Here is a 19343-nt window from a genome sequence, read left to right as displayed (position 1 = left end):
TTGGGCCGTATACGGTCCTTTTTACATCCTATCTTTTTCAAATAGCATATTTAGTATATAATATTTAAGAGATAGTATAACTTTTTTCGTTGTGCATTAAAGGTGGTGATTATCATAGAGCTGAATAAACGGCAAGAACATATCATTCAGATTGTAAAAGATCACGGTCCTATTACAGGGGAGTCAATTGCTGCGCAATTAGGATTAACACGTGCAACACTAAGACCAGACTTAGCAATTTTAACGATGGCTGGTTATTTAGAAGCGCGTCCACGCGTAGGTTATTTTTATACGGGTAAAACCGGGGGGCAGCTATTATCTGAGGCTGTTAAGAAAATTAAAGTACAAGATTATCAATCTAGACCAGCTGTAATTGATAAAAATGTATCAGTATACGATGCGATTTGTACAATGTTTTTAGAGGACGTAGGTACCTTATTTGTTGTAGATCAGGCGATTCTATTAGTTGGTGTTGTATCTCGTAAAGATTTATTAAGAGCTAGCCTTGGAAAGCAGGATTTAACCTCTCTTCCGGTTAATATTATCATGACAAGGATGCCAAACATTGCGATGTGTCGTAGAGAAGATTCTTTATATGATATTGCGATGGAATTAATAGAAAGACAGATTGATGCGATGCCAGTTGTAAAAGATACGAAACAAGGTTTAGAAGTGATTGGACGAATTACAAAAACAAATATTACACGTGCGTTTGTAAACTTAGTAAATAACGAATAAGTGTAATTTGTTTAAAGTGAGGTAATGTAATGGATAATAAAATCGTATATGTCGTATCCGACTCTGTTGGAGAAACGGCTGATTTGGTTGTTCGAGCAGCGATGGGACAATTCCCATTTGCTCCTGATATTAGACGTGTACCGTATGTAGAAGATACAGGGACATTAAAAGAAGTGATTTCGATTGCTAAGAGCAATCAAGCACTTATTTGTTTTACGTTAGTAAAGCCTGACATGCGTCAGTATTTAGTGACAGAGGCTGCGAAAGAAGGCGTAGAGGCATATGATATTATCGGGCCTCTTATCGATCAAATTGAAGAAATTACAGGGCAAGTACCAAGATATGAGCCGGGTGTTGTTCGTAGATTAGATGAAGAATACTTTAAAAAGATTGAAGCGATTGAGTTTGCTGTAAAGTATGATGATGGTAGAGACGCACGTGGTATTTTAAAAGCAGATATCGTGTTGATTGGGATTTCGCGCACATCAAAAACACCGCTTTCTCAATATTTAGCTCATAACAAACGTTTGAAAGTTGCCAATGTACCGCTCGTACCAGAAGTAGATCCGCCTGAAGAATTATATCAAGTGGCTAAAGAAAAATGCTTCGGTTTGAAAATTACGCCAGATAAGTTGAATCATATTCGAAAAGAGCGATTGAAATCACTTGGACTAAGTGATGGTGCAACATATGCCAATATTAATCGTATTAAAGAAGAAATTGATCACTTTGAGAATGTAGTTGGTAAAATAAATTGTCAAGTAATTGATGTATCGAATAAAGCGATTGAAGAAACAGCCAACATTATTGTGAATGCAGTGCAAAACCAAAAATTGTTTTAGCACATTTACCAAAGGTGAATGTGCTTTTTTCGCTCGTGAGAAACACAATACCTGTTGATTTCGTAATAGATTATAGCGGAGTGGTTATACTTATATTCTTCTGTCTTTTTATTATGCTAAAGGCAGGGTTTCGTTATCCTGAAATAGAAGATGAAAAAATAAAGGGATATGTAGCGTAGTTGAAGAAAATATATTATAATAAAAAATTGTGATAAAAACCTATATTTTACGTTTAGACTTTAATTTTTCAGAATAAACTAGGGATAGGATTTACGAAAAGACATGTAATTACGTTAAATCGACAAAATCTATACAAGAAAACGCACATTATGGAAGGATTCGCAGAAGGGATGTAGAATACAGAAATATGCAAAACATCAATATCGTATTAGTTGATGCAGATGCATAGCCTGTGAATGCTGAAAATTGTGCAAGTTGGAACGAAAGTTCATGTCGAAATTTTGTTTGTCACATCGTATGCTCATCGTTTAAGGAAGTAGCAAGGAAAATTGGATCTATGTAGATACTGAATAAGCTAAAGTTGATTTTTTATATGTATCAACATGCAAAAAACAGATCTCGTGATCACATAGGATATGGTGCTTGCTAGTCTTCTTGTAAAAAAGTGTATATGTATTGTCTCCAGGAGGTACATTTGTAACAGGTGAGCAAATGGATACAATTTTATATAGTAGGTACGTATGTGCGAAATTACGCAGAAAAGGGCCTACAAAATCGTTTGATAACGTGATCGACAACACTTTCTAATAAGTTTAGAAAAAATATTGTCGAATTATAAAGGAATTTTTTAATTTTTATCGAATACAAAATACGACACGGAGATGGATTTATGGGGAACAGAATTCCCGAAGAAGTTGTTGAACAGATTCGGACGTCATCGGATATTGTAGAAGTGATTGGTGAATACGTTCAACTTAGAAAACAGGGGCGTAACTATTTTGGCCTTTGTCCATTTCATGGTGAGAATTCTCCTTCATTCTCTGTTTCATCTGATAAGCAAATTTTTCATTGCTTCGGATGTGGAGAAGGTGGAAATGTATTTTCCTTTCTAATGAAAATGGAAGGATTGGCTTTTACCGAGGCTGTTCAAAAGCTAGGTGAAAGAAATGGAATGGCGGTTGCAGAGTATACATCAGGGCAAGGACAACAAGAAGATATATCTGATGACACTGTCATCATGCAACAGGCTCATGAACTTTTGAAAAAGTATTATCATCATTTATTAGTAAATACAGAAGAAGGAAATGAAGCACTTTCGTATTTGTTAAAACGTGGTATTACGAAAGAGATGATTGAGAAGTTTGAAATTGGTTATGCGTCACCTGCTTGGGATGCAGCAACGAAAATTTTACAAAAAAGAGGTTTATCGCTGTCTAGTATGGAACAAGCTGGTCTTCTCATAAGAAGCGAGAAGGATGGTAGTCATTATGATCGCTTCCGTGGAAGAGTTATGTTTCCAATCTATACGTTACAAGGTAAAGTGATAGCGTTTAGTGGAAGGGCATTAGGAGATGACACTCCGAAATATTTAAATAGCCCTGAAACACCGATTTTTCATAAAAGTAAATTGTTGTATAACTTCCACCAAGCGAGGCCGTTTATTAGAAAACGTGGGCAAGTGGTCCTTTTTGAAGGGTATGCCGACGTAATGGCTGCGGTAAAAAGTGGTGTGGAAGAAGCTGTCGCGACAATGGGAACAGCTTTAACTGAAGAACAAGCAAAACTTCTGCGACGTAACGTTGAAACTGTTGTTCTTTGCTATGATGGTGATAAAGCAGGGCGAGAAGCAACGATGAAAGCAGGGCAATTATTGCTAAAAGTTGGTTGCCAAGTGAAAGTTACATCCTTGCCAGATAAGCTTGATCCTGATGAATATGTGCAACAATATGGGACAACTGCTTTTGAAAATCTTGTGAAATCAAGTATAAGTTTTGTTGGTTTTAAAATAAATTATTTGCGTTTAGGGAAAAATTTGCAAGATGAGTCTGGCAAAGAAGAATATGTGAAAAGTGTTTTAAAAGAGTTATCGTTGCTACAGGATGCGATGCAGGCAGAATCATATTTGAAGTCATTATCGCAAGAATTTTCGTATTCAATGGAAACTCTTTTGAATCAATTGCACCAATATCGCAAAGAACAAAAGGTACAGCAAAAACAAGTAAAGCAGGTTTCTAAGCCGTCTCAAATTGTTCAAACAAAACCGAAGTTAACAGGTTTTGAAAGGGCAGAAAGAGAAATTATTTATCATATGTTGCAAAGTCCAGAAGTGGCTGTTCGTATGGAATCCCACATAGAAGATTTTCATACAGAAGAACATAAAGGGATTTTATATGAACTATACGCATATTATGAAAAGGGAAATGAACCTTCAGTCGGAACATTTTTAAGTTGGCTCTCTGATGAGAAGTTGAAAAATATTATCACTGATATTTCGACGGATGAATTTATTAATCCAGAATACACAGAAGAAGTGTTACAAGGCCATTTGGAGACGCTCAGCCGTCATCAAGAAAAACTTGAAAAGATGGAAATCATCTTTAAGGTAAAACAAATGGAAAAAACAGATCCTGTAGAGGCTGCTAAATATTATGTAGCATATTTACAAAATCAAAAAGCGAGAAAATAGCTTTTTTGATAAATTTTTAGTATAATGAATGTTTGTATCTCGCGTAAGGAGGGGAACAGATGGCTGACAAACCAGCTCGTTCTAAACAAATTGAAACTGAAATGACCCTTGAGCAAGTGAAAGAACAACTCACTGAGCTCGGAAAAAAACGTGGCGTTCTTACATATGAAGAGATTGCAGAACGCATGAATGGATTTGAAATTGAATCCGATCAAATGGATGAATACTATGAATATTTAGGTGAACAAGGAATTGACTTAGTTGGTGACAATGACAACGACGAAGGTCCTAATAATCGCCAAATTACAAAAGCGGAAGAAGAATTTGACCTTAATGATTTAAGTGTACCACCTGGGGTTAAAATCAATGATCCCGTTCGTATGTATTTAAAAGAAATTGGTCGTGTAGATTTACTATCTGCAGAAGAAGAAATTCGACTTGCAACGCGTATTGAAGAAGGCGATGAAGAAGCGAAACGTCGTCTTGCAGAAGCAAACTTACGTCTTGTAGTAAGTATTGCAAAGCGCTACGTGGGCCGTGGTATGCTTTTCTTAGACTTAATCCAAGAAGGGAATATGGGTCTAATTAAAGCGGTTGAAAAGTTCGATTATCGTAAAGGTTTCAAATTTAGTACGTATGCAACTTGGTGGATTCGCCAAGCGATTACACGTGCGATTGCAGACCAAGCACGAACAATTCGTATCCCAGTTCATATGGTTGAAACGATTAATAAGTTGATTCGTGTACAACGTCAATTACTACAAGATTTAGGACGCGAACCATCTCCTGAAGAGATTGGTGAAGAAATGGATCTTGCTCCAGAAAAAGTACGCGAAATCTTAAAAATTGCACAGGAGCCAGTTTCTCTTGAAACACCGATTGGTGAAGAAGATGACTCCCATTTAGGTGATTTTATTGAAGACCAAGAAGCAACATCGCCTGCGGACCATGCAGCGTATGAATTGCTAAAAGAACAATTAGAAGATGTGTTAGATACACTAACAGATCGTGAAGAAAATGTTCTACGTCTTCGTTTTGGTTTAGATGATGGACGAACTCGTACGCTTGAAGAAGTTGGGAAAGTATTCGGCGTAACGAGAGAACGTATCCGTCAAATTGAAGCAAAAGCACTTCGTAAATTAAGACATCCAAGCCGTAGTAAGCGTCTTAAGGATTTCTTAGAATAGGCTACCTTTAAGTTTACTTCACCTTTGTGAAGTAAACTTTTTTATTTTGTTAACTTTTGTTAAACTTTAGCTATCGGCAACGATTACAATTTCTTGTAATTTATTTTACAGAATTGTCTTTTGATTTGCAAATGCTCATTTTTCGATTTTTCGATTAATTTTGTGTATTCTATACAAAAATATATGTAGAAAAGTGAAAAATATGATGAGAAACGTTAATAATTATCGAAATAATAAGCGATATAACAATAAAAAACAATAAACTGAATTTATGGAATATTTTTAACGATTAGTAGTTTACTCTTTTCTGATAGAGCGTTTTCAAGTACAATGGAAATGACTGAATCATCTAACTATTTAGGGGTATAGAGGGGGGAGAAGAGATATGAAACGTAATCCGCTGATTCCGTTCGCTCTTATTGCAGCATTAGGTATTATCGTTATGTTTGTATTTTCATTTCAGGGGCTAAATAAATCTAAAGAGTTAGCTGATGCAAAAAATGGCGGGAAGCCAGCACAAACAGCATCAAAACCAGAGGATATTGTGAAGCAAAGCTGTACGAGCTGCCACGGTGATCAGTTACAAGGGGCAGTAGGGCCTAATTTACAAAAAATTGGTGGGAAACTTTCGAAAGAAGAGATTCAAGAAGTTATTTCGAAAGGAAAAGGAAATATGCCACCAAATATAGTTCCAGCTGATCAAGCCGCTAAAGTAGCTGATTGGTTATCGAAGAAAAAATAAAGTTCCGTATGACAAGCCTTTTGCTTATGCAAAGGGCTTGTTTTTCTATATTTTCTAAAATACGATGAGTGATAGAGAATGGAATTGTTGTTATAGGCTTGCAACAACTACTATAAATTCATTATCATGGAGACAGACTGACAAGAGAAGGAGTAATGGAAATACATGAATGAAGTAAAGCTTTCAAAACGATTAGAAGAAGTTGTGCGTGAAATACCGGCAGGATCTACAGTTGCTGATATTGGATCGGATCATGCGTATTTACCGTGTTATACAATTATAAATAATATTGCTACAAAAGCAGTTGCTGGAGAGGTTGTAGATGGGCCATTTCGCTCTGCGCAAGCAACTGTAGCTGAAAGTGGCTTACAAGATAAAGTAGATGTGCGTAAAGGGAATGGATTAGCTGTTATCGCGCCAGGAGAAGTAGATGTAATTACGGTTGCTGGAATGGGCGGAGCGTTAATTCGTGACATTTTAGAAAGTGGTAAAGAAAAATTAGAAGGGGTAACTCGTTTAATTTTACAGCCGAATATTGCAGCGCATCACATTCGTGAATGGTTTATTGAGAATGGATGGGAGCTTATCCATGAAAAAATCGTAAAAGAAGATGGGAAAATTTACGAGATTTTAGTAGGCGAGCGAGGAAACATTGCGGTGCCTTATTCTGAAAATAAACAAGCGGAATTATTTATGGGACCATTCTTAATAAAAGAAAAAGGTGAAGCTTTCGTTGAAAAATGGGAAGGGGAATTGAAAAACTTCCAAAATATTTTAAAGCAGTTAGAACGTGCGGCTGATTCTGAAGAAACAAAAGCGAAGCGTGCGGAAGTAGAAGCGAAAATGAAAATGATACGGGAGGTTTTATCATGAGTAAAATTCCAAATGGCCATGAAATTATTTCTTTATTTGAAAGTATGTATCCGAAGCATTTGGCGATGGAAGGGGATAAGATTGGCCTGCAAATTGGAGCGCTTAATAAACCCGTACAACACGTATTGATTGCGTTAGATGTAACGGAGGAAGTTGTGGATGAAGCAATTCAATTAGGGGCGAATGTCATTATTGCACATCACCCTTTAATTTTTAATCCGTTAAAAGCGATTCATACAGATAAAGCGTACGGAAGAATTATTGAAACGTGTATTAAAAATGATATTGCCATTTATGCAGCACATACAAATGTGGATGTTGCTAAGGGCGGGGTAAATGATTTACTTGCTGAGGCGTTAGGATTGCAAAATACAGAAGTTTTGGCACCGACATATGCAGAAGAAATGAAAAAAGTTGTTGTGTTTGTGCCAGTAACTCATGCAGAAGAAGTACGGAAAGCATTAGGAGACGCAGGTGCTGGTCATATCGGCAATTATAGCCACTGTACGTTTAATAGTGAGGGTACAGGCACGTTTGTACCTCAAGAGGGAACAAATCCTTATATCGGGGAAACTGGGCAGTTAGAACGCGTAGAAGAAGTGCGAATCGAAACGATAATTCCAGCTTCACTACAACGAAAAGTGATTAAAGCGATGGTAACTGCACATCCATATGAAGAAGTAGCATATGATGTGTATCCACTTGATAACAAAGGTGAAACATTAGGGCTTGGAAAAATAGGATATTTACAAGAAGAAATGACACTTGGACAGTTTGCGGAACATGTAAAGAAATCATTAGATGTAAAGGGTGCACGAGTTGTTGGGGATTTAAATGATAAAGTGCGTAAAGTAGCTGTACTTGGTGGCGATGGTAACAAATACATCAATCAGGCTAAATTTAAAGGAGCGGATGTATATGTAACAGGTGACATGTATTATCATGTTGCTCATGATGCGATGATGCTCGGTTTAAATATAGTTGACCCAGGACATAACGTTGAAAAAGTAATGAAGCAAGGTGTACAAAAGCAATTACAAGAAAAAGTGGATGCAAAGAAATTCAATGCACACATTCATGCTTCGCAATTACATACAGATCCATTTACATTTGTATAAGAAAAATAAAAACCGTTGCTCGTATAGGCAACGGTTTTTATTATTGTTCTTTTTTCACTTTTACACGAGGTAATATTTTTTGTAACGGTACTTTTCGAACTCTCTCCCATGTAGCGGGATTCATTGGATCATATTGATCTAAGAAAGCGATAACTTCTTTCGTAATTGGCGTTGGAGTAGAAGCACCTGCTGTAACAGCTACGTTTTCTACACCTTGTAGCCATTCTAATTTAATCTCACTTACGTCTGCAACACGGTATGCTTTCGTACCAGCGATTTCTTGTGATACTTGTGCTAAACGGTTTGAGTTGTTACTTTTCGGATCACCGACAACAATTGTTAAGTCTGCAACATCAGCTTGTTTAGCGACAGCTTCTTGGCGAACTTGAGTTGCTAAACAAATTTCCTTATGGAATTCTGCTGTTGGGAATTTTTTCTGAATGTCCTCCATTAAATGTTGAACATCCCATTGGCTCATCGTTGTTTGATTTGTAACTAAAATTTTATCTGTTGGAATTTCTAATGTTTTTAAATCATCAGCTCTTTCGATAAGGTGAACGATGTCAGGTGCAATACCAACTGCGCCTTCTGGTTCTGGATGATTTTTTTTGCCGATATAAATGACATGGTAACCTTCAGCTTTCTTTGCTTCAATAAGGTCATGTGTTTTTGTAACATCTGGACAAGTGGCATCGATTGTCGTTAAACCTTTTTCTTTTGCACGTTGTTTAACTTCTGGAGAAACACCGTGTGCAGTGAAAATAACAGTACCAGATTCGATTTTATCTAAAATTTCTAATCGACTTGGACCGTCTAATGTAATGATGCCATCTTCTTCGAATGCATCTGTTACATGTTTGTTGTGAACAATCATACCTAAAATATAAATAGGTCTTGGTAATGATGTATCTAATGCGGCGTTACGTGCAATAACCATCGCGTCCACAACACCGTAGCAATAACCACGAGGGGAAATTTTAACAATTTTCATATGAGTAATCCTCTCCTTCTAAACAAGGGATACTTTTGTGCATAGTCTTTTACATTATAAAGGAGGAATGGATAGAAAACAAAGGATTGTTACACATATAGTTTTGGTTTTGTTGCTATTTTTTGAACAGGCTCCTCTCGTAATTCTTTTTCTATGACAGGCTCAATCACTATTTTTTTTCTTTTTCTTTTTTTTTGTGGAGGAGGCGGAGTTGCTACCTCAACCTTTTCTGTTATGTCTTCAGTTGGATTTTCAGTGGGATCTTCTTCCGTACTTTTTCCAGAGGTGAGGATTTTAACAATGCTTGGTAGGTTACGCATAATAGGACCGTACTGTTCGACGACAGGGCTTACAGATTGAACGACTTGGGATACTTTTTCAATATTGTTTATCATATTAGTTGGATTCGAAATTAAATTTGCAAAAAAACTGCCGATGCCGCTACTTGATGCTGCTGTAGTTGCTGCACCGCCGCGCGTTTCATTTGATTCATACATTTGAGGGGGGATCATTTGCTCTGGATGTTGCTGCATGTATGGTTGATATTGTTGTGAGTATTGCTGCGGATATTGTTGTTGGTATTGGTATTGTTGTTGATATTGGGGCGGCGGTTGCTGGTGCTGGTGCATCATTGGCGGCGGTCCATCCATTTGTCGATAAGGTGGAACCATTTGCATGAAAGGCTCGGTTGGATCGTGTTTTTTAAAGAGTTTAGCAAGGAACCCTTTCTTTTTTTGTGCCATCGGTGGTAGTTGTGGAATTGGATATGGTGTATAAGGTTGCTGTCCTTGATTCGGATACATTTGCCTAGTATGGGATTTTGGAAACATGTGAGAAATCCTCCTTTCTTCAGTTAGGTATATACACATACAATATGCAATAAGAGGGAAGAAGGTTAGTTTTTGAAGTAAAAACCTAAACTAAAGATGGATTTTACTTGTAGATTTCGATATAATGTAGACTTGACTGATTTGTGCGCGCAGTAGAAATTTAGAAAGAAGGTGTAACTTATGACACAACAAACTTTTACACAGTATGATTTTAAACCATTTTTAATAGATGCAGTTCGTGAACTACGCTTTACAGAGCCGACAGGAATTCAAAAGAAAATTTTCCCGGTCGTGAAAAAAGGTGTAAGTGTAATTGGACAATCCCAAACAGGTTCTGGGAAAACACATGCATACTTACTTCCTACATTGAACAGAATTAATGCAAGTCGTGAAGAAGTACAACTTGTTATTACAGCGCCTACTCGTGAGTTAGCACAACAAATTTACGAAGAAATCGTGAAATTAACAAAGTTTTGTGCGGAAGATCAAATGATTACAGCACGTTGTTTAATTGGTGGAACTGATAAACAACGATCAATTGAAAAGTTGAAAAAACAACCTCATATTGTAGTTGGAACACCAGGACGTATTAAAGATTTAGTAGAAGCGCAAGCATTATTTGTTCATAAAGCAAATACTATTATTGTCGATGAAGCAGACTTAATGCTTGATATGGGATTCATTCATGATGTAGACAAAATTGCATCACGCATGCCTAGAAACTTGCAAATGCTAGTTTTCTCTGCAACAATTCCTCAAAAACTAAAACCGTTTCTTAAGAAATATATGGAGAATCCAGAGCATATTCATATTAATCCAAAACAAGTTGCGGCTGGGAATATTGAGCATTATTTAGTACCTTCTAAACATCGTAACAAAATTGATTTAGTGAACAAAATGTTGCTACAATTTAAACCGTATTTAGCAGTTGTTTTCACGAATACGAAGAAGATGGCGGATCAAGTTGCTGACGGATTAATGGAACGTGGCTTAAAAGTTGGACGAATTCACGGAGATTTATCACCGCGTGATCGTAAAAAAATGATGAAACAAATTCGTGATCTTGAATTCCAATATATTGTTGCAACTGATTTAGCAGCACGTGGTATTGATATTGAAGGAATTAGTCATGTTATTAACTACGAACTTCCATCAGATTTAGATTTCTTCGTTCACCGCGTTGGAAGAACAGCACGTGCGGGGCATTCAGGTATTGCAGTGACGATTTATGATCCAGCAAACGAAGAAGCGTTAGATAGTTTAGAAAAACAACGTCATATTGAGTTCAAGCATGTAGAGTTACGCGGAGATGAGTGGGCGGATTTAGGTGAACGTCGTCGTCGTAAGAGCCGTAAAAAACCAAATGATGAACTTGACGTTATGGCAACGAAAGTTATTAAAAAGCCGAAAAAAGTAAAACCAAACTATAAACGTAAACTTGCAACAGAACGTGACAAAGTGAAGAAAAAATATAGCAATAAAAAAAGATAAGGGGAGCCCCCTTATCTTTTTTTATCCGGCTATTTGCGGGATAATAATCAGTGGGGAATGGAAAAAACACTGATTAAAGTTTCGGTGTAGCTAGTTACAATTTGCGTAGTGTTTTAGGAACAAGCAATTCACTACATATTTCTACAAATTATGCTATCATTATATCTATTGTATATTGAAGAGGTGATTGTATGTTAAAGATTGGATCTCATGTTTCCATGAGTGGTAAGAAAATGTTATTAGCAGCAAGTGAAGAGGCTGTTTCATACGGTGCAACGACGTTTATGATTTATACAGGTGCGCCGCAAAATACACGAAGAAAACCAATTGAAGAATTGAATATAGAAGCAGGAAGAAAACATATGGAACTAAACGGTATTGAAGAAATTATCGTACATGCGCCATATATTATTAATCTTGGGAATACGACGAAGCCAGAAACATTCCAATTAGGTGTAGACTTCCTTCGCATGGAAATTGAAAGAACATCGGCATTAGGTGTAGCGAAACAAATCGTTCTTCACCCAGGAGCGCACGTTGGTGCAGGAGCGGATGCTGGTATTCAACAAATTATTAAAGGGCTTAATGAAGTATTAACGCCAGAGCAGACGGTTAACATTGCGTTAGAAACGATGGCAGGAAAAGGAACAGAATGCGGTCGTAGCTTTGAAGAAATTGCAAAGATTATTGATGGTGTCAAATATAATGAAAAATTATCAGTATGCTTTGATACGTGTCATACGCACGATGCAGGATATGATATTGTAAATGATTTTGACGGCGTATTAAACGAATTTGATAAGATTGTTGGTATGGATCGTTTGCAAGTACTTCATATTAATGATAGTAAAAATGTATGCGGCGCAGGAAAGGACCGTCATGAAAATATCGGCTTCGGTCATATCGGTTATAAAGCGTTACATCATATTGTGCATCATCCGCAGTTAATGCACGTACCAAAAATTCTTGAAACGCCATATGTAGGTGAAGATAAAAAAGATAAGAAGCCACCATATAAATTAGAAATCGAAATGCTGAAAAATGGTACTTTTGATGAAGGGATTCTTGAGAAAATTAAAGCGCAATAAGCAATAAGGAGGGGATTTTCCCCTCCTTATTTTAGTAGTTGCTGAAATAAAGTATTTACTTGTTGGGCAGTAGCAGGGGAGGTTACTTTTGCTATTTGTTTTAAGAGCTCTAGCCGTTCGTCATTATCGTAAATGTTAATATTCTTACCTTTCATAAGTAAAACAATTTGATCCGCTTGTGCAGTCGTAATAGAAACTTCATACTCTTTACTATATTTCAATAACTCTTTTGTAGAAATATGATTTAATTTTTTATTTACAAGTTGTTTAATGAGGTTCATTGAGTTATCCTCCTTCACACGTTCTTCTATCGAAATATATGAGTACGTAGCTTGTACATATTCGCGTAGAGTTTCTTTTTTCATGAGAAAAAGAAGCGTATGTTATAATATAAGGACAAAACTATAGAAAAAGAGTATAAGGAGGACTTATGGAACAAAAGCAACATCGAAAAGAAAGTGTTATCCATCTTATTTATCGTTTAGTTATGATTATTTTTGGGGCAGCATGCGCAGCGGTAGCGATTGAACTATTTTTAATGCCAAATAAAATTATTGATGGTGGAATTATTGGTATTTCTCTTATATTAGATTATCTTACTCCTAATATTTGGTGGTTAAGTTTCTCTACTTTAGTCGTTATTCTCAATATCCCATTTATGTATTCAGGTTATAAGCAAATCGGAAAAACATTCATGCTATCTTCGGCTTTCGGTATTGTAGCTTTAGCGTTTATTGAATCAACGTTACATGCTGTTCCGCCATTTACAACAGAGCCGATTTTAGCAACAGTGTTTGGGGGTCTTATTTTAGGTATTGGTGTAGGGCTCGTTATTCGCCATGGTGGATCAATGGACGGAACAGAAATCATGGGTATTTTATTAACGAAGAAATTGCCTTTCTCTGTTGGCGAATTTGTAATGTTTGTGAACTTATTCATTTTTGCATGGGCAGCATTTGTATTTGGTGTTGAACAAGCTATGTATTCTGTTATGGCGTACTATATCGCCTTCAAAACAATTGATACAGTCATTCAAGGTTTAGATGAAACAAAAGCGGTTTTAATTGTATCAGATCAATATGAGGAAGTATCAAATGCGATTTTGCATCGTCTTGGTCGTGGAACTACAAAGCTTGTAGCGAAAGGCGGTTACACGGATAAAGAAAAAGAAGTTATTTATGCAGTTGTAACGCGTCTGGAAGTGACGAAGTTAAAATCAATTGTGTATGAAATTGATGCGAATGCGTTTGTTACGATTATGAGCACACAAGAGACAAATGGTGGAAAGTTTAAATCGGCTATTCACTAAAAAACATGTATCCCGCTATTTGATGGCAAATAATCAGTAGGGGATGGCCTCATCTGATTAAGGTTTCATTTTATCCCGCTTTAATGGGCAGTAGTAAGACCCCCACCTCAAAATGCAGCGAAAGCAAAGAAGTTAGATGGGGGATCAACTGCCCATAAAAGTCCGATTGGTTCAACTAATAATCAGTGGGGGATGAAGAAAACCCCACTGATTAAAGTTTCACTTTATAGGAATACTTTTCGAAAGCAGAGAATTTTTCTCTGCTTTTTGTTATAATAGTAAGGTTTCTTGAAAAAATTGATATATTTTAGGCAGATTGGTTTACAACTATAATAAGCTGTACTATAATTCAAATAGATATAAATCGGAATCATTCTGAATTAAAATAGGTGAGATGATATGAATAATATATTAGAAATAGAAGGATTGTCATTTCGATATGAAGATCGAAATGTGTTAGAAGATATTAATTTGCAAGTTCCGAAGGGAGCTTTTTTAGGTTTAGTTGGGCCGAATGGTTCTGGGAAATCAACTTTGCTAAAATGTTTATTAGGCGTTTTAAAGCCAAAACAGGGAAGTATTCGTTTGTTTGGTGTTGATAGTAAGAAGTTTAAAGAATGGAACAAAGTTGGTTATGTGTCGCAAAAGGCAAATAGCTTTAATTCTGGTTTTCCGGCAACTGTTTTTGAAGTTGTATCAATGGGACTCGTTTCTAAAAAAGGGCTGTTTCGCTTTTTCACGAAAAACGATAAGGAAAAGGTAGAAAAAGCGATTGCTGATGTAGGGATGAGTGAGTTTCAAGGGCGCAATATCGGAGAACTTTCTGGTGGACAACAACAGCGTGTATTTATTGCTCGTGCGCTCGTTAGTGATCCTGAATTACTTATTTTGGACGAGCCCACTGTTGGAATAGATGTGAAGAATGTAGAAAGTTTTTATGAGATATTAGAGGATTTAAACAAAAGGTTAGGAATCACATTAATTCTCGTTACTCATGATATGGGAGCTGTTACTGAGAAGGTAACACATGTTGCATGCTTAAACCAACATCTACATTTCCATGGAAATGTAGAGAAGTTCCGAGAGTTAGAAGATGCAGAAATGTCCGTCTTATATGGACATCATGTTCATCGTTTAGAACACGAGCATGAGCATCACGGGAGGATATAATGATACAAGATTTTTTACAATATGACTTTTTACGTAACTCTTTATATGCAGGGGTTTTAATAGGACTTGTTGCACCACTTATCGGTGTATTTGTTGTCATTCGCCGAATGTCGCTTATTGCGGATGCATTAAGTCACGTGACATTATCGGGTATTGCTGCAAGTTTACTACTAGAAAAAACAATTTTCACAGGAGGATTTTTAAATCCGTTATATATGGGAATGATTTTTTCTATTGGTGGGGCGTTACTAATTGAAAAATTACGTACTGTATATAAACATTATCAAGAATTAGCAATTCCGATTATTCTTTCAGCAGGAATGGGGATTGGGGTTATTTTTATATCACTTGCAAATGGATTTAACACTGATTTATTTAGTTATTTATTTGGGAGTGTAAGTGCTGTAACAAGTACGGATTTAATAATCATCGGCATTGTAGCAATTGTTGTTATTGTAACGATCACTTTATTATACAAAGAGTTATTTTTACTATCGTTTGATGAGGAATATGCTGTATCAACCGGTTTGAGTGCAAAGTGGATTCACTTTATTTTCATTATATTGGTTGCTCTTGTCATTGCAGTATCAATGCGTGTAGTAGGGGTTCTTCTAGTATCATCATTAATGACGTTACCAGTTGCAGCAAGTATTCGTATTGCGAATGGATTTAAACAAACAATTTTCTTTTCCATTTTATTTGGTGAAATTGCAGTAATTGGTGGAATGTTTGCTTCATATCAACTTGATCTAGCACCAGGTGGTACAATTGTTATGATAGCAGTTCTTATTTTAATTGGTGCGATTTTATGGAAAAAGAAAAAAACTGCATAAAGTAGGGATAGATATGAATCTAACAGAAGCTTTACGCCTAATGAAAGATAAAGGATACAAACATACTGGGAAAAGGGAAGAAATGCTCAGGTTATTTGCAGCTCACAATCGTTATTTAACGGCGAAAGACGTTTTAGAGCATATGAAGGATGATTATCCAGGTCTTAGCTTTGATACGATTTATCGTAACTTAACGGTGTTTGCTGAAATCGGTGTTTTAGAACAAACGGAATTAAATGGTGAAAAACATTTTCGTTTTACATGTTCTATTATGGAACATCATCATCATTTTATTTGTTTAGATTGCGGGGGGACGAAAGAGATTACTTCCTGCCCGATGGATTTTATGAATAAAGATTTTAACGGTTATGAAGTAACCGGGCATAAGTTTGAAATATACGGCCGTTGTCCAAAATGTGCAAAATAAGAACTCGTCGGTTACGTAACTGACGAGTTTTTTTACGTGAAAAAGAAGGTTGCCCACAAATATTGTGGCAACCTTCTTTTTATTGTTCTTGTGTTTCTTTTTCTTTTTCTTTTTCTTTTTCTCGTTCAGCAGCCATTTCAGCAGCAATTACATCGATTTCTTTTTTCAGTTCTTCTACCATTATTTCTTCTGGTACTTTACGAACAACTTGCCCTTTACGGAATAATAATCCTTCTCCACGTGCACCGGCAATACCGATATCAGCTTCACGAGCTTCACCAGGACCGTTTACAGCGCAACCAAGTACTGCAACTTTAATCGGTACTTTTAGTGTAGAGATGTATTCTTCCACCTCGTTAGCGATGCTAATTAAATCAATTTCAATACGACCACAAGTTGGACAAGAAATAAGTGTTGCTGCATTAGATGCAAGACCGAATGACTTTAATAGTTCACGCGCAACTTTTACTTCTTCAACTGGGTCAGCACTTAATGAAATACGTAGTGTATTTCCGATGCCTTTATTTAAGATTGCGCCAAGACCAGCGGCACTTTTTACAGTTCCGGCAAATAATGTTCCGGATTCTGTAATACCTAAATGTAATGGGTAATCAAAAGCACGAGCAGCTTTTTCGTATGCTTCAATTGCTAAGTTAACATCAGAGGCTTTCATAGATACGATAATATCGTGGAAATCTAAGTCCTCTAAAATTTTAATGTGATGTAGGGCGCTCTCGACCATACCATCTGCAGTTGGGTATCCGTACTTTTCTAAAATGTGACGTTCTAATGAACCTGCGTTTACACCGATACGGATTGGAATACCGCGTTCTTTTGCTGCATTTACAACAGCTTCTACTTTATGGCGACGACCAATGTTACCTGGATTGATACGTACTTTATCAATGCCACCTTCAATTGCTTTTAAAGCAAGGCGATAATCAAAATGAATATCAGCAACAAGTGGAATGTTGATTTGTTTTTTAATATCAGCAATAGCATTTGCTGCGCGTTCGTCTGGAACAGCAACACGGACGACTTGACAGCCAGCTTCTTCTAAACGCTTAATTTCAGCAACTGTTGCTTCAACATCATGTGTTTTTGTTGTTGTCATACTTTGTATAATTAATTCATTATTACCGCCAATTGTTAAATTACCGACTTTAACTGGACGTGTTTTTGTACGATGAGTCATTTCATTCACGAATAGATCGCTCTCCTTATAAAAGAAGTTTCTTATTTAGTCCCTCATATCAATGAAAGTATACGTGATACAGGGCTATAGAAACCGAAGTGCTCGGTTTCACTTTTACTATTGTATCAGCGCCTTTATGTAATTGACAAGGATTAAGTAATTGCTTATTGATATAACGGGAATTTATAAGACTTTCCAATTTGTATTTTTGTAGCAGATGTACTTTTGTTTAGTTGTTTAAAGTCATCAATTACCTTTTCAATGGAAGGGATTTTTTTCTTATTAATTTGTTCGGTAATAGAAAGAACTGTCTCACCTGTTTTGACTTCAATTGTTTTATAAGTTACATCTGTTTCTTTTTCTGCTTTGTTCTCTTTCTTTTGTTTTGTATCTGTACTTTCTTGTTTTATCGTTTGGGCCGCATTTGTTTTTTTATATGAACTTAACATCGGTAAAGTGCCGATTTTTATATCGTAATAAAATATATAACCAAGAACAAGCACGAATAAGAATATACCTAACCTCTTCATATTCTTCACTCCTTTGCTAGGAATATATGCTTGTCCAAAAAAAAAATGCCTATTTAGGCATTTTTTTTCGTTCTTATTTTTCTTTCGGTTTTGGAACTTCTTTAATCGTTAAGTAAAGAACAATTAAAACAACTGCGATATAAATGAATGTTGAACCAGGTACAACAATTTTGAATAGATCCATAATCATAAAGAAGATTGTTGGAATTGTGTAGCTGTACGCAGTTAACGTCCATACTTGCTTATAAGATAATTTACGTTGACCGCTCATAGCAGAACCAATAAACGCAAGTAAAGTAATTCCTAAGAAAGTAATAAACAATTGGAATAGGTATACTAACACGCCGATAACAGCTAGTAAAATTGGATAAATACTATCGAATACAGAAATGAAATCTTGCAAATCTTTCTTCTCAAGAGATGTCCCTAATAAATCATTATAGGAGTATGTTTGTGTTTGACCATTTCCTATAGAAACTACTTTATCTTTTAAAATAAATAAACCAGTTTTGTTTTGATATGTTTCTATATCTGTTGTATTGGGATCAAATACGAAAAGAGCATCTCCCTCTTCCTTTAGAATAGGTTGTTCAATATCTGCTTTTAGTTCACCGTTTTCGATTTTAAAATCAGGTAAATCTTTTTCGATTGCTTGATTTACCATGGTAACACTATCTTGAATAAAGCTACCGTAAAAGAATGTTCTTGGAATAGTAGTGATTAGACAAAGTAGCATAATATACAAAATGGTTTTTCCGATTTTTTGAAAACGGAATAGCGCCATATCTTTAGGCGAATATACGCTTTTTGCTAATTGGGTAAATATGGACATAGATTCACTTCCTTTATGTATGTATAAAATCATTGTAACGTAGGAATCTAGAGAATCTCAAGATATATTATATTTACATATAGTGGAGATAACTAAATTTCTTTTTATTAATTTTCTTCTTTTATATGAGAAAAATACAATTGACACTTTTCTTTGCCATATGGTAAATTTATCTTACATTTCTTAAAGGATATATCTGATAGGAATTCCTTTATTTGATATGTTGTTACATACATAATTGTGGACCCTTAGCTCAGCTGGTTAGAGCAGACGGCTCATAACCGTCCGGTCGTAGGTTCGAGTCCTACAGGGTCCATATCCATTTCACATGTTTATTATGTTAGTGGGAAGCTTCCTTGTAGAAGGGAGCTTTTTTTACGGAATATATGAGCATTTTAATTGAAAAGAAGTGGGATTTTTGCTACGTTAATGATAGCAAGACAATGTGATTTATTTGTTTGCACCCTATGGCAATTAGGGTAGAATGAAGTTGTATGTCA

General features: G+C 36.0%; 19 protein-coding genes and 1 tRNA gene. 14 read left to right on the top strand and 6 right to left on the bottom strand.

All coding sequences use genetic code 11. The features are described from left to right. Nucleotides 1-105 precede the first annotated feature (105 nt). The 7 genes from ccpN to AC3WTA_RS09110 all read left to right on the top strand — a co-directional run bounded on the left by ccpN (nt 106) and on the right by AC3WTA_RS09110 (nt 8147). On the top strand, nt 106-738 hold the full coding sequence (ccpN, locus tag AC3WTA_RS09140) for a transcriptional regulator CcpN (protein ID WP_002077328.1): 633 nt from the start codon (nt 106-108) through the stop codon (nt 736-738). Between the two features lie 29 nt (nt 739-767). Further along, nucleotides 768-1580: a pyruvate, water dikinase regulatory protein gene (locus AC3WTA_RS09135; protein ID WP_000368940.1), complete on the top strand. Its 813-nt coding sequence runs from the start codon at nt 768-770 to the stop codon at nt 1578-1580. An 850-nt stretch (nt 1581-2430) separates the two neighbouring features. Beyond that, nucleotides 2431-4227 carry a DNA primase gene (gene dnaG / locus AC3WTA_RS09130; protein ID WP_000528234.1) on the top strand — a complete coding sequence of 599 codons (1797 nt, stop codon included), beginning with the start codon at nt 2431-2433 and terminating at the stop codon, nt 4225-4227. A 59-nt stretch (nt 4228-4286) separates the two neighbouring features. Beyond that, nucleotides 4287-5414, top strand: a complete 1128-nt coding sequence (gene rpoD / locus AC3WTA_RS09125; RefSeq protein ID WP_000764061.1) for an RNA polymerase sigma factor RpoD — start codon at nt 4287-4289, stop codon at nt 5412-5414. Nucleotides 5415-5799: 385 nt separating this feature from the next. Then, complete coding sequence (cccA, locus tag AC3WTA_RS09120) at nt 5800-6156, top strand: cytochrome c550 (protein WP_000828147.1); 357 nt, start codon at nt 5800-5802, stop codon at nt 6154-6156. Nucleotides 6157-6321: 165 nt separating this feature from the next. Next, entirely contained in the window at nt 6322-7029 is a 708-nt protein-coding gene (locus tag AC3WTA_RS09115) for a tRNA (adenine(22)-N(1))-methyltransferase (RefSeq protein ID WP_001006530.1), read from the top strand. After that, a complete protein-coding gene (locus AC3WTA_RS09110) occupies nt 7026-8147 on the top strand; it encodes a Nif3-like dinuclear metal center hexameric protein (RefSeq protein ID WP_048562285.1) in 1122 nt (373 codons plus the stop codon). Before AC3WTA_RS09115 ends, AC3WTA_RS09110 begins: the two co-directional genes overlap by 4 nt. 40 nt (nt 8148-8187) lie before the next feature. Here the strand turns inward: AC3WTA_RS09110 and AC3WTA_RS09105 are convergent, their stop codons facing one another. Together AC3WTA_RS09105 and vrrA are read right to left on the bottom strand one after the other, a co-directional pair. After that, nucleotides 8188-9138, bottom strand: coding sequence for a 4-hydroxy-3-methylbut-2-enyl diphosphate reductase (locus tag AC3WTA_RS09105; RefSeq protein WP_000706674.1), 951 nt, complete (start codon nt 9136-9138; stop codon nt 8188-8190). Between the two features lie 89 nt (nt 9139-9227). Further along, nucleotides 9228-9968 (bottom strand): VrrA/YqfQ family protein, encoded by a 741-nt coding sequence (gene vrrA, locus AC3WTA_RS09100; protein WP_000484131.1) that lies wholly within the window; start codon nt 9966-9968, stop codon nt 9228-9230. 180 nt (nt 9969-10148) lie between these two features. Here vrrA and AC3WTA_RS09095 point away from each other — a divergent pair, with 180 nt between their 5' ends. Further along, on the top strand, nt 10149-11459 hold the full coding sequence (locus tag AC3WTA_RS09095) for a DEAD/DEAH box helicase (RefSeq protein WP_000194012.1): 1311 nt from the start codon (nt 10149-10151) through the stop codon (nt 11457-11459). A 191-nt stretch (nt 11460-11650) separates the two neighbouring features. Next, nucleotides 11651-12547 (top strand): deoxyribonuclease IV, encoded by an 897-nt coding sequence (locus tag AC3WTA_RS09090; protein WP_000912444.1) that lies wholly within the window; start codon nt 11651-11653, stop codon nt 12545-12547. 26 nt (nt 12548-12573) lie between these two features. On the opposite strand, the gene AC3WTA_RS09085 is transcribed toward AC3WTA_RS09090, so the two are convergent. Further along, nucleotides 12574-12828, bottom strand: a complete 255-nt coding sequence (locus tag AC3WTA_RS09085) for a DUF2624 domain-containing protein (protein WP_001048965.1) — start codon at nt 12826-12828, stop codon at nt 12574-12576. Nucleotides 12829-12977: 149 nt separating this feature from the next. On the opposite strand from AC3WTA_RS09085, the gene AC3WTA_RS09080 reads away from it, so the two are divergent. The 4 genes from AC3WTA_RS09080 (at nt 12978) to AC3WTA_RS09065 (ending at nt 16286) form a co-directional block, all read left to right on the top strand. After that, nucleotides 12978-13856 carry a YitT family protein gene (locus AC3WTA_RS09080; protein WP_000435954.1) on the top strand — a complete coding sequence of 293 codons (879 nt, stop codon included), beginning with the start codon at nt 12978-12980 and terminating at the stop codon, nt 13854-13856. A 399-nt stretch (nt 13857-14255) separates the two neighbouring features. Continuing rightward, entirely contained in the window at nt 14256-15026 is a 771-nt protein-coding gene (locus tag AC3WTA_RS09075) for a metal ABC transporter ATP-binding protein (protein ID WP_001059649.1), read from the top strand. Further along, a complete protein-coding gene (locus tag AC3WTA_RS09070) occupies nt 15026-15859 on the top strand; it encodes a metal ABC transporter permease (RefSeq protein ID WP_000613831.1) in 834 nt (277 codons plus the stop codon). The genes AC3WTA_RS09075 and AC3WTA_RS09070 overlap by 1 nt, the downstream gene beginning before the upstream one ends. Nucleotides 15860-15872: 13 nt before the next feature. Continuing rightward, nucleotides 15873-16286: a Fur family transcriptional regulator gene (locus AC3WTA_RS09065; RefSeq protein WP_001054512.1), complete on the top strand. Its 414-nt coding sequence runs from the start codon at nt 15873-15875 to the stop codon at nt 16284-16286. A gap of 79 nt (nt 16287-16365) precedes the next feature. On the opposite strand, the gene ispG is transcribed toward AC3WTA_RS09065, so the two are convergent. The 3 genes from ispG to AC3WTA_RS09050 form a co-directional block, all read right to left on the bottom strand. Next, entirely contained in the window at nt 16366-17481 is a 1116-nt protein-coding gene (ispG, locus tag AC3WTA_RS09060) for a flavodoxin-dependent (E)-4-hydroxy-3-methylbut-2-enyl-diphosphate synthase (protein ID WP_131934101.1), read from the bottom strand. A gap of 164 nt (nt 17482-17645) precedes the next feature. Further along, nucleotides 17646-18011 carry a hypothetical protein gene (locus AC3WTA_RS09055; protein WP_000825407.1) on the bottom strand — a complete coding sequence of 122 codons (366 nt, stop codon included), beginning with the start codon at nt 18009-18011 and terminating at the stop codon, nt 17646-17648. A 73-nt stretch (nt 18012-18084) separates the two neighbouring features. Then, on the bottom strand, nt 18085-18843 hold the full coding sequence (locus AC3WTA_RS09050; RefSeq protein ID WP_000021902.1) for a DUF1189 domain-containing protein: 759 nt from the start codon (nt 18841-18843) through the stop codon (nt 18085-18087). A 242-nt stretch (nt 18844-19085) separates the two neighbouring features. Between AC3WTA_RS09050 and AC3WTA_RS09045 the strand changes: the two genes are divergently transcribed. Continuing rightward, a tRNA-Ile gene (locus tag AC3WTA_RS09045) sits at nt 19086-19159 on the top strand. Nucleotides 19160-19343 lie beyond the last annotated feature (184 nt).

The sequence above is a fragment of the Bacillus sp. EB106-07-01-XG149 genome (assembly GCF_058791555.1).
This window is presented reverse-complemented; position numbering and strand designations above follow the sequence as displayed.

Excerpts from the sequence above, each read along its gene's own strand:
- AC3WTA_RS09115 (WP_001006530.1), top strand. The coding sequence starts at position 6,322 with ATGAATGAAGTAAAGCTTTCAAAACGATTAGAAGAAGTTGTGCGTGAA.
- AC3WTA_RS09065 (WP_001054512.1), top strand. The coding sequence starts at position 15,873 with ATGAATCTAACAGAAGCTTTACGCCTAATGAAAGATAAAGGATACAAA.
- AC3WTA_RS09075 (WP_001059649.1), top strand. The coding sequence starts at position 14,256 with ATGAATAATATATTAGAAATAGAAGGATTGTCATTTCGATATGAAGAT.
- AC3WTA_RS09080 (WP_000435954.1), top strand. The coding sequence starts at position 12,978 with ATGGAACAAAAGCAACATCGAAAAGAAAGTGTTATCCATCTTATTTAT.
- AC3WTA_RS09135 (WP_000368940.1), top strand. The coding sequence starts at position 768 with ATGGATAATAAAATCGTATATGTCGTATCCGACTCTGTTGGAGAAACG.
- AC3WTA_RS09070 (WP_000613831.1), top strand. The coding sequence starts at position 15,026 with ATGATACAAGATTTTTTACAATATGACTTTTTACGTAACTCTTTATAT.
- AC3WTA_RS09085 (WP_001048965.1), bottom strand. The coding sequence starts at position 12,828 with ATGAACCTCATTAAACAACTTGTAAATAAAAAATTAAATCATATTTCT.
- ispG (WP_131934101.1), bottom strand. The coding sequence starts at position 17,481 with ATGACTCATCGTACAAAAACACGTCCAGTTAAAGTCGGTAATTTAACA.
- dnaG (WP_000528234.1), top strand. The coding sequence starts at position 2,431 with ATGGGGAACAGAATTCCCGAAGAAGTTGTTGAACAGATTCGGACGTCA.
- AC3WTA_RS09105 (WP_000706674.1), bottom strand. The coding sequence starts at position 9,138 with ATGAAAATTGTTAAAATTTCCCCTCGTGGTTATTGCTACGGTGTTGTG.
- AC3WTA_RS09110 (WP_048562285.1), top strand. The coding sequence starts at position 7,026 with ATGAGTAAAATTCCAAATGGCCATGAAATTATTTCTTTATTTGAAAGT.
- rpoD (WP_000764061.1), top strand. The coding sequence starts at position 4,287 with ATGGCTGACAAACCAGCTCGTTCTAAACAAATTGAAACTGAAATGACC.
- vrrA (WP_000484131.1), bottom strand. The coding sequence starts at position 9,968 with ATGTTTCCAAAATCCCATACTAGGCAAATGTATCCGAATCAAGGACAG.
- cccA (WP_000828147.1), top strand. The coding sequence starts at position 5,800 with ATGAAACGTAATCCGCTGATTCCGTTCGCTCTTATTGCAGCATTAGGT.
- AC3WTA_RS09090 (WP_000912444.1), top strand. The coding sequence starts at position 11,651 with ATGTTAAAGATTGGATCTCATGTTTCCATGAGTGGTAAGAAAATGTTA.
- AC3WTA_RS09095 (WP_000194012.1), top strand. The coding sequence starts at position 10,149 with ATGACACAACAAACTTTTACACAGTATGATTTTAAACCATTTTTAATA.
- AC3WTA_RS09050 (WP_000021902.1), bottom strand. The coding sequence starts at position 18,843 with ATGTCCATATTTACCCAATTAGCAAAAAGCGTATATTCGCCTAAAGAT.
- AC3WTA_RS09055 (WP_000825407.1), bottom strand. The coding sequence starts at position 18,011 with ATGAAGAGGTTAGGTATATTCTTATTCGTGCTTGTTCTTGGTTATATA.